At 59.7% G+C, this 15770-nt stretch carries 15 protein-coding genes and 1 pseudogene; 6 read left to right on the top strand and 10 right to left on the bottom strand.

The window, feature by feature from the left end:
- The first annotated feature begins 299 nt into the window (after positions 1-299).
- The 3 genes from ACQZ6J_RS29485 to ACQZ6J_RS29495 all read left to right on the top strand — a co-directional run bounded on the left by ACQZ6J_RS29485 (position 300) and on the right by ACQZ6J_RS29495 (position 2238).
- A complete protein-coding gene (locus ACQZ6J_RS29485; protein WP_449086623.1) occupies positions 300-884 on the top strand; it encodes an NUDIX hydrolase in 585 nt (194 codons plus the stop codon).
- Positions 885-973: 89 nt separating this feature from the next.
- Complete coding sequence (locus tag ACQZ6J_RS29490) at positions 974-1582, top strand: DUF2026 domain-containing protein (RefSeq protein ID WP_449086624.1); 609 nt, start codon at positions 974-976, stop codon at positions 1580-1582.
- Between the two features lie 173 nt (positions 1583-1755).
- A complete protein-coding gene (locus ACQZ6J_RS29495; RefSeq protein WP_449086625.1) occupies positions 1756-2238 on the top strand; it encodes a hypothetical protein in 483 nt (160 codons plus the stop codon).
- Here ACQZ6J_RS29495 and ACQZ6J_RS29500 read toward each other — a convergent pair.
- From ACQZ6J_RS29500 to ACQZ6J_RS29535, 8 genes and pseudogenes are all read right to left on the bottom strand, one after another.
- Positions 2235-2411 (bottom strand): annotated as a pseudogene (locus ACQZ6J_RS29500) (Lrp/AsnC ligand binding domain-containing protein); the annotation flags it as partial. The gene ACQZ6J_RS29495 and the pseudogene ACQZ6J_RS29500 overlap by 4 nt on opposite strands.
- A 6-nt stretch (positions 2412-2417) precedes the next feature.
- Positions 2418-3215 (bottom strand): SDR family oxidoreductase, encoded by a 798-nt coding sequence (locus ACQZ6J_RS29505; RefSeq protein WP_449086626.1) that lies wholly within the window; start codon positions 3213-3215, stop codon positions 2418-2420.
- Positions 3212-3823: a cysteine hydrolase family protein gene (locus ACQZ6J_RS29510; RefSeq protein ID WP_449086627.1), complete on the bottom strand. Its 612-nt coding sequence runs from the start codon at positions 3821-3823 to the stop codon at positions 3212-3214. The genes ACQZ6J_RS29505 and ACQZ6J_RS29510 overlap by 4 nt, the downstream gene beginning before the upstream one ends.
- Positions 3820-4353, bottom strand: a complete 534-nt coding sequence (locus ACQZ6J_RS29515; protein WP_449086628.1) for an aromatic-ring-hydroxylating dioxygenase subunit beta — start codon at positions 4351-4353, stop codon at positions 3820-3822. Before ACQZ6J_RS29515 ends, ACQZ6J_RS29510 begins: the two co-directional genes overlap by 4 nt.
- Positions 4354-4364: 11 nt before the next feature.
- A complete protein-coding gene (locus ACQZ6J_RS29520) occupies positions 4365-5702 on the bottom strand; it encodes an aromatic ring-hydroxylating dioxygenase subunit alpha (protein ID WP_449086629.1) in 1338 nt (445 codons plus the stop codon).
- 130 nt (positions 5703-5832) lie between these two features.
- Positions 5833-7089 carry an NAD(P)/FAD-dependent oxidoreductase gene (locus tag ACQZ6J_RS29525; protein WP_449086630.1) on the bottom strand — a complete coding sequence of 419 codons (1257 nt, stop codon included), beginning with the start codon at positions 7087-7089 and terminating at the stop codon, positions 5833-5835.
- Positions 7090-7092: 3 nt separating this feature from the next.
- Positions 7093-7416, bottom strand: a complete 324-nt coding sequence (locus ACQZ6J_RS29530; protein ID WP_163990706.1) for a 2Fe-2S iron-sulfur cluster-binding protein — start codon at positions 7414-7416, stop codon at positions 7093-7095.
- Positions 7417-7616: 200 nt separating this feature from the next.
- On the bottom strand, positions 7617-9071 hold the full coding sequence (locus ACQZ6J_RS29535; RefSeq protein ID WP_449086631.1) for an aldehyde dehydrogenase family protein: 1455 nt from the start codon (positions 9069-9071) through the stop codon (positions 7617-7619).
- A gap of 278 nt (positions 9072-9349) precedes the next feature.
- Between ACQZ6J_RS29535 and ACQZ6J_RS29540 the strand changes: the two genes are divergently transcribed.
- The 3 genes from ACQZ6J_RS29540 to ACQZ6J_RS29550 all read left to right on the top strand — a co-directional run bounded on the left by ACQZ6J_RS29540 (position 9350) and on the right by ACQZ6J_RS29550 (position 13422).
- A complete protein-coding gene (locus tag ACQZ6J_RS29540; protein WP_163990702.1) occupies positions 9350-10300 on the top strand; it encodes an AraC-like ligand-binding domain-containing protein in 951 nt (316 codons plus the stop codon).
- 131 nt (positions 10301-10431) lie between these two features.
- The gene (locus ACQZ6J_RS29545) at positions 10432-11817 is read left to right on the top strand and encodes an aminotransferase (RefSeq protein WP_449086632.1); all 1386 of its coding nucleotides are present in this window, start codon (positions 10432-10434) and stop codon (positions 11815-11817) included.
- Between the two features lie 144 nt (positions 11818-11961).
- Entirely contained in the window at positions 11962-13422 is a 1461-nt protein-coding gene (locus ACQZ6J_RS29550) for an APC family permease (RefSeq protein ID WP_449086633.1), read from the top strand.
- Positions 13423-13703: 281 nt separating this feature from the next.
- Here the strand turns inward: ACQZ6J_RS29550 and ACQZ6J_RS29555 are convergent, their stop codons facing one another.
- Both ACQZ6J_RS29555 and ACQZ6J_RS29560 read right to left on the bottom strand, forming a co-directional pair.
- Positions 13704-14237: an NADH-quinone oxidoreductase subunit B family protein gene (locus ACQZ6J_RS29555; protein WP_449086634.1), complete on the bottom strand. Its 534-nt coding sequence runs from the start codon at positions 14235-14237 to the stop codon at positions 13704-13706.
- A gap of 12 nt (positions 14238-14249) precedes the next feature.
- Entirely contained in the window at positions 14250-15764 is a 1515-nt protein-coding gene (locus ACQZ6J_RS29560; protein WP_449086635.1) for a hydrogenase large subunit, read from the bottom strand.
- Between the last annotated feature and the right edge of the window lie 6 nt (positions 15765-15770).

A 15770-nucleotide genomic window follows, 5' to 3' on the forward strand; every position in this document is an offset into this window, starting at 1 on the left:
TGTAGCGGCGTCTTCCCTGGCTGGCCAATCCATATCACATGGGCGGCGATGGCGCTTTCGCTTATGGCCTGGGGGCCGGGAAAAGCGTCTGTCGATCATCTTCTGACAAAGTTTCTCACGGCCATAGAATGGATCAACATCTCTCAGCACCTAATCGTTTCGACGCAAGCGTTCCATAATATACCTTATCTGATTTTGTCTTGTAGCCGGGGTGGGTTCAAGTTTGAAGTGCGACTTAAGAATGATACCAATGGCTTAGATGACGAAAGCAGTGATGAAACGGGAGAGGCTTAAGCATCATGAAGAATGCGATTGATGTATTGGACGAGTCGGGGTTGAGGACCGGTGAGGTGCTTTCTCGATCGGACACCCATCGGCTGGGGAAGTTACATAGGGTTGTGCACCTATATTTATTCGACACGAAAGGTCGGTTACTTCTCCAGCGCCGCGCATCGACGGTCGATCACTTTCCGGGTGCACTAACAATTTCCGTGCTGGGCCATGTGGATGCGGGAGAAACCAGCATGGACACGGTCGAAAGAGAGCTGGAAGAGGAGCTTGGTCTTTCGCGCGAGAGAGTGTCGACCCGCTTCTTATTCTCGTACCGACGCGACGCGGTCCTGAGCGAAGAATACATTGATCGACAGTTTAACGATGTGTATGCGGCATGGGGAGATTTCGCGCTTTCGGATGTGGCGGTCGACAGCGCGGAAGTGGCGGGCGTGTGCCTGGTCGAGTTTGCTGAATTCGTGGCGATGGCATCGGATCAGAGCAGCGCTCTTGCCGATGTCTATCGGGATGAAGCCAGGGATCTCGTATATTTCTTGGCAAAGCGGTTCGGAACAACGTCGCAATCGATTTGCGAAACGCACCTCCCCTCGTAAGCGGCCGCAAATAGTCACATGTGCGGTTTACATGGCCGCCGCAGTCGCTTACGGGAATGTCGATATTGTGGGTTCAGGGGCGAAGGATCATGTTGATCACGCAAAGCGACTACCATCGAATCTACCGGGTCATCAACAGCCTGCTGATCAACGAAAACGCCAATCCCGCTACGGCGTCGATGTATTTTAGCACCTTTGGTGCCTTCATCCTCGAACATCATTTCAAGGTGAATGCAAAGCCGAAAGGCGGTCTCGCCGCCTATAATCTTGAAGGAAAGCACATCCTTTTCGCAGACCAGCGCGACGATGGCTACGTCTCCGGTGCCGGTGAGAATTTCCACTGCTGGGTCGAAGCGGACGGTTGGGCAATCGACTTCATGACCCCCGCCTTCCCGGAGAGCGCGCCGGATTTGGTGATACCTTCAAGGATGTTTCAGCGTCCGCTTTCGTCCATGGCCCCGTCCATCAACGATCTCGGCCAATCCGGAGATTTCTTCTATCGCTCCGAGCCTGAGGCAACGAACCGTCGCTTCGCAGACTGGCGCAAGCATCCGATGATCGGAGATCTCGCCACCGTCGCCACGAACTGGTTTCGCAAGTCTCCCAAGAAAATGCAGGCATCAATTACCGTTCGGGACCAGGGCGGCAAAACCAACGTTGTGCCGCTTGTCGGCAATTCCCTCGTCGGCGCATGGTGATCTTCGAAAGCCCGTTCAAACCGAGGTGTAAGCCCGCGAAAGATCTCCTCGATACCGTATGAAGGCCTTGGGCGCCGTCAACGGTGCCCGTGGGGCAACGATTGCATTCGATTCCAGACCCATGACATCCCGGCAACAGTCGGTCATGTGATAGCAATTTGAGGCATTGAGAGATGGTCATCGAACACCGAAGCCGGTCTGGCTGGCAAATCCTTCTGCTACCCTTGCAGCTCGTCATAGCCGTGTTCGTGATTATCAGCGAGGTCGCCCGGCCGCTGTACCGGCCATTCGTGACGTGGTTCTCCTCACTCTCCATCGTGCAGCACTTCGGCGAGTTTGTTGGTTCGTTGCCACGAGCTGTCATCCTCATATTGTTCGTCGTGCCGCTTGCGATTGCCGAGCCGCTGAAGATTTATGCCTTGTTCGTTATCGCCAGGGGGCATGTGATCTCCGGGCTCGTGATAATCGCATTGGCATATCTGATGAGCTTCCTCTTGGTTGAACGCCTCTTCCACGCAGGCCGCGAGAAGCTGCTCACTTACGGCTGGCTCAAATGGATCATGGATCGCGTTGAGATTGTGCGAAACTGGGTCTCCGAGATGAGACAAAGCATCATCGCCTCGGTGCGCGGTTGGCTTGGGTACCCCGGAAACTAAGACGCCAAGGATAACTCAAAGCTTCGCGTCGGTGTCTCCATCGGCACCTCGATCTTCACGTTCAACACGCTCGCGATACCGGTCAGATGGTCGGCCGTGACGATGCGCAGCACAGCGTCACACTCTCCCGTCGTCGGATGACATTCCATGACTTCCGGAAGCCGCCTGACAGCCCGCCCCTATTCACGACCGGCCGTTCCACTCATCCAAGGGCGGGGCCCGAGACCCTGATCGGGCCCAAGACTCGTATAGCCGCCATCGACGGCAATGTCGCAACCGGTGATGAAGCTTGCAAGGTCGGAGCATGCAAAGACGACGGCGTTGGCGACCTCCCGCCCTCGCCCGACGCGGCCGAGTGGATGCAGAACGGCCGCCCGCCGATCCGCGACCTCTATCGAGCCGGTCGAGGATTCGACGCTGGGCGACCAGGTTACGGCCGGCGAAACCGACAGGACGCGGATCTTCCGCCCGGCCAGCGTCACGGCCAGGTTCTTCGTAATCTGCAGCAAGGCTGCTTTCGAGGCCGGATAGAGCATCCGGTCGACCGCGCCCGACTTGCCTCCGATGCTGCCGATATTGACGATCACCCCTCCTTCGTCCGGCATGCAATCGGAAACTTTGGCGCTGATGATCGCGGCCCCGATCAGGTTCACGTTGAGGAGCCGGATCCAGTCCTGCCGCGTCGCCTTCAGGCCCGGATCGTCATACATGCAGGCGTTGTTGACCAGGCCATCGATCCTGCCGAACAGCCGGACTACCTCGCTTACGCATCGGTCGATCGCGTCGTCGTCCGACAGGTCGGCCTCGATAAAATGCGCGTCCGGCCCCAGGCGGCGCGCGAGTTCCTCGCCCTTTGGCCGCTCCCGCCCCACCAGAGCCACTTTCGCTCCCGCTTCCAGCAGGCATTCGGCAATATCCGCACCCAGCCCTTGCGTGGCACCCGTTACTATGAAACTGCGTCCATCGAGCCGGATCATCGGAAACCAGCCTTGATCAGATCGTCGACATCGGCCACCGCGCCGATCAGCCCGATATTGAACAGAGCCGCTTCATGCACGTCGGCGCTGGCGGCCGAACAGGCATCCTGGGCAACCGTCACGACATATCCCATGTCGGCTGCGTGCCGGGCGGTGTGCTCGACACATGAGTTGGTTGCCACGCCCGCCAGGACGAGATGCGTCGCGCCAAGCTCGCGAAGGCGCATCTCAAGCGCAGAATCATAAAAGCCGTTGACGCGGTTATGGACCACGACGGCCTCGCGGCCGACGGGGCCGAGGCCCTTGAAAAATTCGGAGCCCCATTCACCCTCTATGACAGCGCCGTTGGCGACCACATTGCGGAATATGGGCGCGTTCTCGAAGAAGGATTTCGAGGTGGGTGGACGGGCGGTGCGGACGTGAACGACGGGAATGGATGCCGCCCGCGCGCCACCGAGCAACCGCTCCGCGGCCATCAGCACCTTCTCTCTGTTGGTCCCGCCTTCGCCAAAGCCAAGCCTTATCCTGCCATCGGGATGAAGGACATCGTTTTGATAGTGAAGAACGACCAGTACCGTGGCCTGAAGGGTTGGTGTCCGGTCGATCAAATGAAAACCTCCAGGGCGTTGTGAACGCCGTCGCAATTGATGAGGTCCACACGCTTCTGCTTGATGCGCCATTCGTCTTCGATGAGAACGAGCGAATGTGTGTAGTGCCCGGCAAGCTGGCGCTGATCACGCCGCGCGCACCATTCCGTCAGCTGGAAGGTCGAGCGGACGATCAGTTCGCCGGCGATGCGCGATCCACGGACGATCATCACGTTTCCGACGATGCGGGCGGTCCGGGTCACGGGCGATTGCGACCACGCGCGCACATGGTTCAGCCGCCGGCGCCTGACTTCACGCATCACGGCATCCTCGTAGAAGAGCGAGGCGTGGTTGAGCGCATCCGTCTGGCCATGAGCGAGTGGCACCCAATAGGTGCCGCCATCGGCAAAGAGGGCTTCCCACCTGTCCCATTCGCGATCGTCCAGAAGTGCGGCCTCGTGATAGAGATACTGCTCGATCTCGTGATGGAAGTCCGGCGTGGTGGCCATGTCCACCGCCACTCCGGTTTTCTGGGTATTGGACGTTGTCATCCTCGGCTCCCCTATTCTGCTGCGGTTGCGGCGCGGCCATCACCGCCGCCCGGTGCTTGCATGTATTCGCGCCATGCGCGGAACTGGTTGCGCATCGGAAGCTCGGTCACGCCTTTACCGATGATCTCGTGATCGCCTTTAATGTCTCTGCCGTAGTTGCGGTGGTGGCTGATCCACTTGCCGCCATCGGAATGCATCCCTTCCTGGCAGCGGCGATAGAGATCGACGTCGTCCACCATGACCAATGAGGAGGGCGAGTTGACGATATTGGTGTAGCTGATAGTTCTCTGGAAGAACTCGTCATTGGTGCCCATCAGGCGGAATGTGAAGAACTCGATCATTGTGCGACCGACCGAGATCGGGCGAATGACGCGCATCTGCTGAAAGCCGACATGAGGCGAACAGCTTGGATAGAACACCGTATTGTGACGGTTCAGCTTGAGGATTTCTTCCGCGCGTTCCTTGCCATAGGCAGTGTCCAGTTGCTGGCGATACTCAAGCGAAATGCGGTCGCCCGGCGCATTGAAGATCGCGTCGAAGTAGCTGTGGCCATAGTCATAGCAGCGGAAATCGAGCGATTCCCAGAAGGCATTCGGTTCGCCGTTGCCCTCGATGATGTGCAGCTGGAACGGCGACTTTCCGCCGAAACGGCTCTGCGCCGTCTGCTTGGCGGCGGCCCATGACGACTCGTGCGTTGCGGGAGCGTGCGCGGTGTCATTCATGTTTTCCAGAAACAGTTTCCAGTTGTTTTCCTGCCAGACGCGCTGAACCCCGCCCGCAACCTGGACCTTTCCCTCCGGAGCGCGGTCGGCAAAGTTGTCGAGCGTGCTGATCGCGCCGCCGAGGAAGGTCCTCAGGTCCGGCCCTTCCCTGCTCAGGCTGGCAAAGACGAAACCGCGATGAGATGCGACGCGAGCAACCGAAGACATCGAGAAGCTTTCGCCCTTCGGATCGAAACCGGTGCCCTCGTACCAGCTGCGGTGCGGGACGCCCAGCAGCGAACCATCCAGCTTGAAGGTCCAGGCATGATAGGGGCAGCGGAAGAGCGGCCCGGCGTTGCCGCAGCCTTCGGAAACGACTTTGGCGCCTTTATGCGGGCAGCGGTTGTGCAGGACATTGACCGCGCCCGACTTGTCACGGACCATGAGGACCGGATCCCGGCCGATCAGCGTGGTCCAGTAGTCGCCTGCGTTCGGAACCTGGCTTTCATGGCCGACATAGACCCATGCCTGCCCGAAAATCCGATCCATTTCGAGCTCGAAAATCTCCGGATCGGTATAGACGTCCTGATGAACGTGGTCTGGATGGACCAGGTCATTCAATCGTGTTTCGAATGGCTCTGTATGCATGGAATCCTCCTTTGTAGGACAGACGGGAAGAGGCGACCGTGGAACTCCCCTCCCCGGAACTGGATTGCTGCGGATGCCGATTCATGCCGTCGCAAACGCAAGATCGGCTCACGCTTTTGCGGGAATTGCTCTAGGCGATATCCCGCAAGGCATTGGCGGGATCCGACACTGCCCGCGCGCTTACACGGACACCCGCTTCGATCAGCCGTTTGCCCTGCACGTAATCCTTCGCTGCATTGACGCAGTCCAAGGCGATGATCCTTCCCTGTTTCAGGTATGCCACGGAGAAGGAACGGGACGAGACATCGCCGCGCACGACCTCCTCGTCGTAGCCCCGCGACAAGCCGACCGTCTGAAGCCGAAGATCGTATTGGTTCGACCAGAACCACGGCACGGAACGGTAAGCCTCGGGCAAACCGACGATCGCCTTGGCAGCGGTCGTAGCCATGTCACTGGCGTTTTGAACCGATTCAAGGCGGATCTGCGCACCGTCGGCAAACGGATTGTTGTGAAGGGCGCAGTCGCCGACAGCATAGATGTCCGGCATGGTAGTCCGACAGAACTCATCGACGACAACGCCATTGCCATAGGCGTAGCTCGCACCGGCGGAAATCAATGCGTCGATGGATGGGGCGATGCCGATGCCGACGATCACCATCTGGCACGGGATTGTTTCTCCCGTACCGAGCCGTACGCCACACGCCCTGCCGCCGCTTTCCTCGATCGCGTCCACCGTTGCGCCGAAACGGATATCCACACCATGAGCGCGGTGCTGTGCTTCGTAGAAGCGCGAAATCGCGGGACCGGCGACACGGGCCAGAACCCTGTCCTGCGCCTCGAGAACCGTCACTTTCTTGCCGAGTCCGGTTAGGACCGCGGCAGTTTCCAGGCCGATATAACCGCCGCCGACAATGGCCACATCTTCGACATCGCCAAGTTCCGCCTGGATCCTGTCGACATCGGCACGCGTGCGCACGTTGTGTACGCCTTCAAGGTCGCCGCCGGCACATCTGAGGCGGCGGGGCCGGCCGCCGGCCGCCCATATCAACGTGCCGTAGACGATCACGCTGCCGTCGTCGGCAATGATCTTCATGTCCGATGGATCGACCATGTCGACCTCGCGGCCCGTCAGCAGCGTGATATTCCGCTCCTCCCAGAAGCTCGCCGGGCGCAGCAGGATACGGTCGAAGGTCTTTTCCCGCGAAAGATAATCCTTGGAAAGGGGCGGCCGTTCGTAGGGCAATTCCGGCTCGTCACCGATAATCGCGATCGATCCGTGGAACTTGAGCTGCCGCAGAGAAATCGCCGCCTGTGCCCCGGCATGGCCGCCGCCCACGATCAGAACGTCATAGCGCGTCTTTACATAGCCAAAAGTGTCGTCCGGCATGGTCTAGTCCTCCGGCGCCACGGCGATCTTCAGGCCGTTCAGTTCGTCGCTGAAGCGTATCTGGCACGCCAACCGGGAAGACAGGGTTCGATGATCGGAGGCATCGAGCAAAGCGTCTTCATCGACACCCATCGCGGGCAAGCGTCCCCAATCCGCATCATCGACATAGATGTGACAGGTCGAACAGGAACAGCAGCCGCCGCAAACAGCGAGTATTTCCTCGACGCCACTATCCCTCACGATCTCCATCAGGCTGCGGTTCGCGAAATTTTCTCTTGCGATTTCATGTTCCTGTCCCGCTCGATCCTTGACTATGAGTTTCAGCATGATCCGCCATCTTCGTTACGTTCATCGCTTTCATTCGATACGGCCTCTGCGCTGTATCCGTCGCAACCGACCCGAATGAAGGAAAGTCTGGTACTTCGTCAAAAACAGCGCGATAGCGGCGGCATGGCCGACGCCGATGGCGCGGTGGCGACGCGCTGTCCGGTCGCCACCGTTCACCAGCCCCTGCTTATGCGCTGGGTTCAATTGCTTCCGTTTGGAAAGGTGACCCACTTCCATTCGGTGAGAGTATCGACATCGACATCGGTTCCCTCGCGGCCGAAACCGCTGTCGCCGACGCCGCCGAACGGCACATGCGGCTCGTCGGCGATCGTGGGCGCATTGATATGAACCATGCCCGCGTTGACTTCCTGCATATAGCGGAAGGCCTTGTTGAGGTCCTTCGTATAGATCGCGGCGCTCAGCCCGTAATTGGTGTCGTTCGCACGCTCGATCGCCTCGTCCAGGTCTGCGACAGGATAGATCGATGTAACGGGGCCGAAGGTTTCTTCACGGCAAACCGTCATCGTTTCATCCACTCCTGAAAGGATGGTCGGGCGGCAGCGGTTGCCGACCCATTCGCCACCGGTCAGCACCTTGGCGCCTTTGGCACGGGCGTCCTCGATATGTGTGCGCACACGCTCGCGCTGACGGCCAGAGATGATCGGCCCCAGCCATGTGTCCAGGTCGCGGAGGTCTCCCATGCCCAGGGTCTCGGCTCTGGCAATGAAACGGCGCGTGAACTCTTCCTCGATGCTCTTTTCCACGTAGATCCGGCTTGAAGCCATGCAGGCCTGACCCTGATAGAAGAATTGCCCGATACAGGCTCCCTCGACCGCGGCATCGAGATCGGCATCGGCCAGTACGACCAGCGGGTTCTTGCCTCCGAGTTCAAGCAGCACGCGCCGCATCATCGATCCGCAAAGCGCACTAATATGCTTGCCGACGCGGCTCGACCCGGTGAACATGACGGCCTTGACCAGCGGATGGGTCGTCAGCGCATCGCCGATATCGGCGCCGAGCCCGGTCACCATATTGACCGCTCCGGCCGGTATCCCCGCCTCCTTGTAGATATCGACGAGACGACTCGTGACCATCGAGGCTTCCTCGGAGGGCAGCATTACCACCGTGTTGCCCGTCGCGAGCGGTGAGGCGCTGAGCTTCGACGCCTTCAAAAGCGGCACGTTGAATGGCGAGATGGTCGCCACGACGCCGAGCGGCTGGCGGATGGTCATGGCGAACCGGCCTGGGGTGTCCGAAGGGATCGTCTGGCCCGCGATACGACGCGCCACACCGGCCGCAGAGCGTAGGCAGCCGGCCGCATACCCGACTTCGAAATGCGCCTTGCCGATGGGCGAGCCCACCTCCTTGACGAGAATGTCAAGAAAGTCGTCACGGTATTTTTCGACCAATGCCGCCGCCTTCGACAGCCACGCCTCGCGCTCCAGCGTCATGCTCTTTCCGTAGGTCTTGAACGCGTCGTGGGCGCTTTGGACCGCGCGGTCGATGTCTTTCGTGTCGCCTTCGGCAACCCGCGCATAGGGCGTGTCGTCCTCCGGATTGTTGTCGGTGAAATAGCGACCACTCGATGGTGCGATACGCTCGCCCCCGATCCAATGGTCGATCGATTGAACGGTGGTCCCGCTGCTTATGTTCATGGTCCTCTTCTCCTCCCAAACCAGTTGCCGGCATGGGAGGATGATATGAAGACGCCGGGAAGATCTCCTGCCTGTCCGTGCAGGATTTCTTGCCTATCCGTGCAAATCTCAAAAATCGCCGTCCGGGTCCGGCGACATCCGGCGCAAGACGGCGGCCGCGAGGCGTTCGAACGCAGCATTCGGGGATGTTCTCTGCGATCGAGAGCACGGAACTCGACAAGAGCCGGCCAGTGTACGATAGTTCATGGGTTGCTTTGAACAAATCGGCGAGAGCCAAGATGGGAACCATCTCCACAGATCAGATTCATATCGGCCGCCGAGGCCGCTTCTGGGAGGAAGCGATCTCCGACCTCTATACCAAAACGACGGTGGCGATTGAAAATCCGGTCCAGTTCTATGGGCGGATCAATTGGCACAAGATCGGAGATGTCGTTCTGTCGGACATTCGTTCCACCTGCTCGGTTGTCGCTCGTGAAAGCAGGCATATCCGGCCCAGCGGAGACAACCCCATCCAAATCAATTTCCAGCTCGAGGGCACGGGAACGGTTCTGCAAGACGGCCGGGAGGCCGTGACGCGACCCGGCGAAGTGACGATGTACGATAGCGCTCGTCCCTATGAGATGCGGTTCGATGGGCCTTTTCGACAGCTGTCCGTCGATTTTCCGCGCGCGATGCTGCAGGATCGGTTGAAATGCAGCGAGCGTGTGACTGCCCGCGGCTTTTCCGGAACGAGCGGGCCAGGACGGTTCCTGTATTCCTACGTCCAGTCGCTTGTCATGGAAAAGAACGATGATGACCTGCTGATTGCCAATTATCTGCAGGATAACCTGATGGAACTGCTGGGCATCGCCCTCTTTTCGCTCAGTCAGACCGGCCCGCTTCAGGATTCCGACACGAAAGCGAGTACACTGTCGCGGGTCAAGGCCCATATCAGGGCCCACCTTTCCGATGCGACGCTGTCACCTGCCACCACGGCGAAAGCCCAGGGATTGTCGCTGCGCAATCTTTACTACCTGTTTGAAAGCGAGGGGACGACCGTGTGGCGCTTCATCCAGGATACCCGGCTGGATCAGTGCCGGAAGGAAATCGAGGATACCCGCATGTTCGGGCGATCGATCAGCGATATTGCACTAGCCTGGGGCTTTAAAGATTCCGCGCATTTCAGCCGTGCCTTCCGCAGCCGGTTCGGATTGACGCCACGGGAATGTCGAGCGGTGCGTCGGACGTAGCCAAACTCGCAAGGCAATGCCGGAGAATTGCACGGATAGGCAAGAAACCCTGCACGGACAGGCAGGAGATCTTCCCGGCGACTTCATATCATCCTCCCATGCCAAGACTGGCCAGGCAGGAGATCCCGCATATGAACGAAATTTCGACCATAAAGTCGCCGATAACCGCGCTGCAGCTCCGTGACAATTCACACTATCTGCACCCTTTCACCGATTACGCCGAGTTGCACGCCGAAGGCTCGCGCATTCAGGATCATGCGGAGGGAGTCTACATCTGGGATACCGACGGCCGCCGCATAATTGACGGACTGGCGGGGCTGGGATGTGTCACCCTGGGATATGGCCGCAAAGAGCTGGCCGAGGTTGCAGCCAGGCAAATGCAAAAGCTGTCCTACAGCCAATCTTTCTTCAAGACGTCAAATGAACCCGCGATCCAGCTGGCTGAAAAGCTGGTGGAACTGACCCCAAAAGGGCTCAACCACGTATTCTTTACGAATTCGGGCTCGGAAGCCAACGAAACCTGCCTTAAATTGGTTCATCGCTACTGGAACCTCGCCGGCAAGCCGGACAAGCGGGTAATCATCGCGCGGGCGCAGGCCTACCATGGAAGCACGATCGCAACCACCAGCCTTTCCGGCAACCCGGTCTTCTATACGTCCGGAGGCGGAATGCCGATCTCCGGGATAGAGCGTATCGAAGCACCTTACTGGTATTTGAACGGAGCGGGCGAAACTCCGGAAGAGTTTGGCTTGACGGCGGCGCGCTGGCTTGAAGACAAGATACTGGAGCTGGGCGCCGAGAATGTCGCGGCCTTTTTCGCCGAGCCGTTCCAGGGCGCCGGCGGCGCCATCTTGCCGCCGGATACCTATTGGCCGGAAATCCAGCGAATCTGCAGGAAATACGATGTTCTCCTGGTCATCGACGAAGTTGTCTCCGGCTTCGGGCGAACCGGCAAGTGGTTCGGTTGCGAAACCTTCGGCATCGAAGCCCCGGACCTCATGGCAATAGCAAAGGGCATCACATCCTCGTATTTCCCGATGTCGGCAACGATGGTGAGCGACCGCATCGCATCGCTGCTGATTGAAAAGGGCGGCGAATTCTACCACGGCTTCACCAACTCCGGTCATCCGGTCGGCGCCGCGGTTGCTCTGGAAAACATCCGCATCATGGAGCGCGAACAGGTCGTTGAAAACGCCGCCGAGCTCGGAAAACACTTCGGCGAGCATGTCGCAAGCCTTGCCGACCATCCGCTTGTCGGCAATGTCCGCAGCTGCGGCCTGTTCGCAGGCATCCAGCTCGTTGCAGACAAGGATAAGCGCGTCCTTTTCGACGAGGCGCTGCGCGTGGGCGATCATTGCAGCACGGAGGCTCTTCACCGCGGTCTGGCGTTGCGCGCCATTGGCGATACCATGACCTTGATGCCGCCGCTGATCATCACACGCGGTCAGATCGACGAGGTTTTCGCAATGACGCGCGATGCCTTGGATGCGACCGCCCGCGCCTTCAAGGCGCGCTAAACCCGGATGATCGGGGAAGCCGGTGGAACCGCGATGAAATGAACGGTTGCAGGCATCTCCATCTTCTCGCCAAATGGCGCCTTCCCCAGACGAAGACGCCGTTGCTTTCCTACCATAAGCTCAAAAACAAGAGGGGAATATTCGATGAGCAATGTCGGATTGAAAGAAGCGCCAAGTGGAAGATTGGACAAGAATTCCATAGGCGTTACCCATATCGTCTTTTTCGTCGTTGCAGCTGCTGCGCCAATGTCGGCTCTTGTCGGCGCAACGCCACCTGCCTTTGCCTTCGGCAATATCGGAGTGCCGGCCGCCTTCGTCACGCTGGGGATCGTCTATCTGCTCTTTGCGATAGGTTTCACGGCGATGACACCGTTCGTGAAAAGCGCAGGCGGCTTTTACTCCTATGTCACCAAGGGGCTGGGCGGGCCTTGGGGGATGGCTGCGGCAATGCTGGCCTTTCTTGCCTATTTCACCATCCAGATCGGCATATACGCGATCTTCGGTGTGTTCGTGAACGCAACCGTCGGACCGCTGGGCTATTCTTTGCCGTGGTGGGTCTGGTCCTTGGCGCTGCTTGTGGTGGTTTTCCTTTGCGGAAGACAGCATGTGGTCTTTTCGGGACGTCTGCTCGGCCTGTGCATGATCGGCGAAATCACATTGCTGATGCTCTTCGCGATTGGCGTTCTAATCAGGGGCGGAGGGCCTGACGGCTTGACGAGCGCGGGTCTGCGGCCAACGGATTTCCTGGCACCGGGCATTGGCGTCGTGATCGTCTTCGTCGTCGGGGCCTTCATCGGTTTCGAAGCGACGGCAATTTTCGGCGAGGAAGCCAAAGATCCCGCAAGAACCATTCCCCGCGCAACCTATCTGGCAGTCGGCATTATCACCGTATTCTACGCGTTTTGCAGCTGGGCTATCGTGCAGTATTACGGCGCAGAGAAGATCATGTCCATTGCGGGAGCCAATCTCGATACATTCTACATGACGGCCTTGCAGGACATTCTCGGAAACTGGGCCGGGTATGCGATGAATATCCTTCTTCTCACCAGTTATTTTGCCGCGCTGCTTTCGTTTCATAACACGTTGAACCGGTATTTCTTCGCCTTCGGCCGCGACGGACTGGTTTGGAAAGGCCTGGCAAAGGTGCACGAGAAGCACAAGTCGCCCTATGTCGCCGGGGCGGTTCAAGTCATCATCGTGACTTCGGTGATTGCCATTTTCGCTTTGATCAAGGCCGACCCCTATACGACGGTGTTTTCAGGAATGGTTACCGTCTGCGGATTGAGCATTCTTCTTGTGCAGGTGCTCGTGGCCGTTGCGATCTTCGGCCTGTTCAGCAACGGCCGCCAGGGCAAGTCGATATTCCGGGTGCGTGTGGCGCCGTTACTTTCCGGAATAGCGCTCGCAGGGGCGTTCCTGCTGGTATCCGTCAATGTCGACCTGATGACCGGGAGCACGAACCCGCTCGTATACGGGCTTCCGGCGCTCGTCATCTTGCTTGCCGCTGGGGCGGTTGCCATGGGGCTGCGTATCCGCACGCGCAATCCGGCTCTCTACAAGACGCTCAGCGCCGCTTTCGATGATGCCGAACAGGCGGCGCAATGAGCATATGGTCGTAACGACCCCATGCTGAGCCGGCACGGCGCCGATTGCTTTGTCGTGCCGGCTCGACCTCGGAGATTGGGCGCCTCGCCTTCATCGAGCCGGTCGCCGGCGATGCATTCACTCCTCTTGCCGCCCAGCGCAATGTCACGCCTCCGGCGTGGCGGTGGTCTCGATGGTGCAATCCGGTGCCGAATGGCCGCAAGCAGCCTCGCCGCCGCCCTGGTCAGCATGGCAATGGCTATGATTCCAGCCTGCGGAAGTTGAACGATCGAACCTGCCCGTCACGAAACGCGGCCCTCCCTGCTCACATTTTCTAGCAGCCCGAGCAAACCCTTGAGGATTTCCATCGGTGAAGGCGGGCATCCGGGAATATGCAGATCGACCGGCACGACTTTCGAAACCCCGCCGAGGACGGCATAGCTGCCCGCGAAGCAACCTCCATCACGACCACAATCGCCGAGGGCTACGACCCATTTGGGGTCAGGTGTGGCATTGTAGGTCCGTTCGAGCGCCTGTGCCATGTTTCTCGTCACGGGGCCGGTCACCAGCAGAACATCGGCATGGCGCGGCGAAGCGACGAAACGAAGCCCGAAGCGCTCGATATCGTAGAAAGCGTTGCTGAGGGCGTGCATTTCGAGCTCGCAGCCGTTGCATGACCCGGCGTCGATGGCACGGATCGACAGGCTGCGCCCGAGCCATCGTCGCGCGCTCCTTTCGATGGCGGCGGCAAGCTCTGTCATCGCAGCGTCGGAAACCGCCGGCCTAGCTTCGGTCAGTGGCGGCCGGATGAGACTTTCGAAGAGAAGCTTGCGCATGACGGGTCGCCTTCAGAGATCGTGACCGGAATAGGAGCAATTGAAAGACTTGTTGCAGAGTGGAAAGTCCGCGACGATATTGCCTTCGATCACGGCCTCCAGCAGCGGCCATTGAAACCAGGATGGATCGCGTAAATGGCAGCGTTCGATCCCGCCATTTCGTGCCAGCCGCAGCCAGACCAGCACATCGCCACGAAAGCCTTCGACGAGCGCCATGCCCTCCCGGTTCTCATCGATGACGGGAATATCCTTCAGGATCGGACCGTCCGGCAATCTGTCGAGGATCTGGCCCAGCAGCGAGAGGCTTTGCTCGACCTCGCGAATGCGGATCCAGACGCGAGCGTTGACATCGCCCTCGTTCAGCACGGGAACCTCGAAGGAAAGCTGGTCATAGGGCGGGTAGCGCCGGATATGCCGCGCATCGAAGCCGCGCCCGGAGGCCCGCCCGACATAGCCGCCGGCTCCATATTGCCTGGCCAATTCGCCTCGCAGCCTGCCGGTTCCGACCGTCCGGTCCTGAAGCGAGGCCGTGTTGTCGTAAAGTTCCACCAAGGCCGGCAATTTCCTGTGAATTTCATCCAGCAGGATCTTCAAGCCGGCACGCCCCTCTTCTCCGAGGTCGGTGGCAACGCCGCCGGGAAGGATACGGTCGCGCAGCAACCGGTGGCCGAAGGCGGTGTCGGCGGCGCGAAGCACACGTTCGCGCAGCACGCCGCAATGGGCCAGCATCAGCGGGAACGCGGCGTCGTTGCAGATGGCGCCGATATCGCCGAGATGGTTGGCGAGCCGTTCCAGCTCGGCCATCAGGGCTCGCAACCACACGGCACGGGGCGGAATATCAAGCCCGACCGCTGCCTCCGCCGCCTGCGCAAAGGCATAGGCATAGGCAACCGTGCTGTCGCCGGATGTGCGCCCGGCGAGCTGCATTCCGCGCAACAGGTCCGCGCCGGCCATCAGCGCTTCGATGCCCTTGTGGACATAGCCGAGACGTTCTTCGAGACGGACGACCGTTTCGCCGTTGGCCGTGAAACGAAAATGTCCCGGTTCGATGATGCCGGCATGCACGGGGCCGACCGGGATCTGATGCAGCCCCTCGCCCTCCGCACGCAGGAAAGTGTAGGGATGGGGCTCGGTCTGGGGAGCCGCCCGCTGGCCAAGTGGATGGCGCAGATCCCAGCGTCCATGATCGAGCCATGGACGGATGTCCGGCGGACCCTGCGGCTCCAACCCGGTAAGGTCGCGGATTGCCCGCTCCAGCCGCAGCGCGGGCGGATGATGCCGCGCAACGGAGGGATAGCCATCCGCCACCCCCTCAAGACTGATGACCGCGATCGCATCGGCGGCTTCATCGAGGAGAGCCATATGAACCGCGCGTGCCTCTCCCCAAAGTCCGAGCAAGGTCAAGCGCCCTTGCGCAAGCTCCAGGGCAGCCGACGTCCATACCGCCGGATCGACGACAGCACGCGGCCACGGCGCATGATGTGGAACCGACGCCCCCTTTTCAATCAGATCGCTCAGCGCCGACATCTTTCC

The organism is Rhizobium sp. A37_96 (assembly GCF_053521765.1).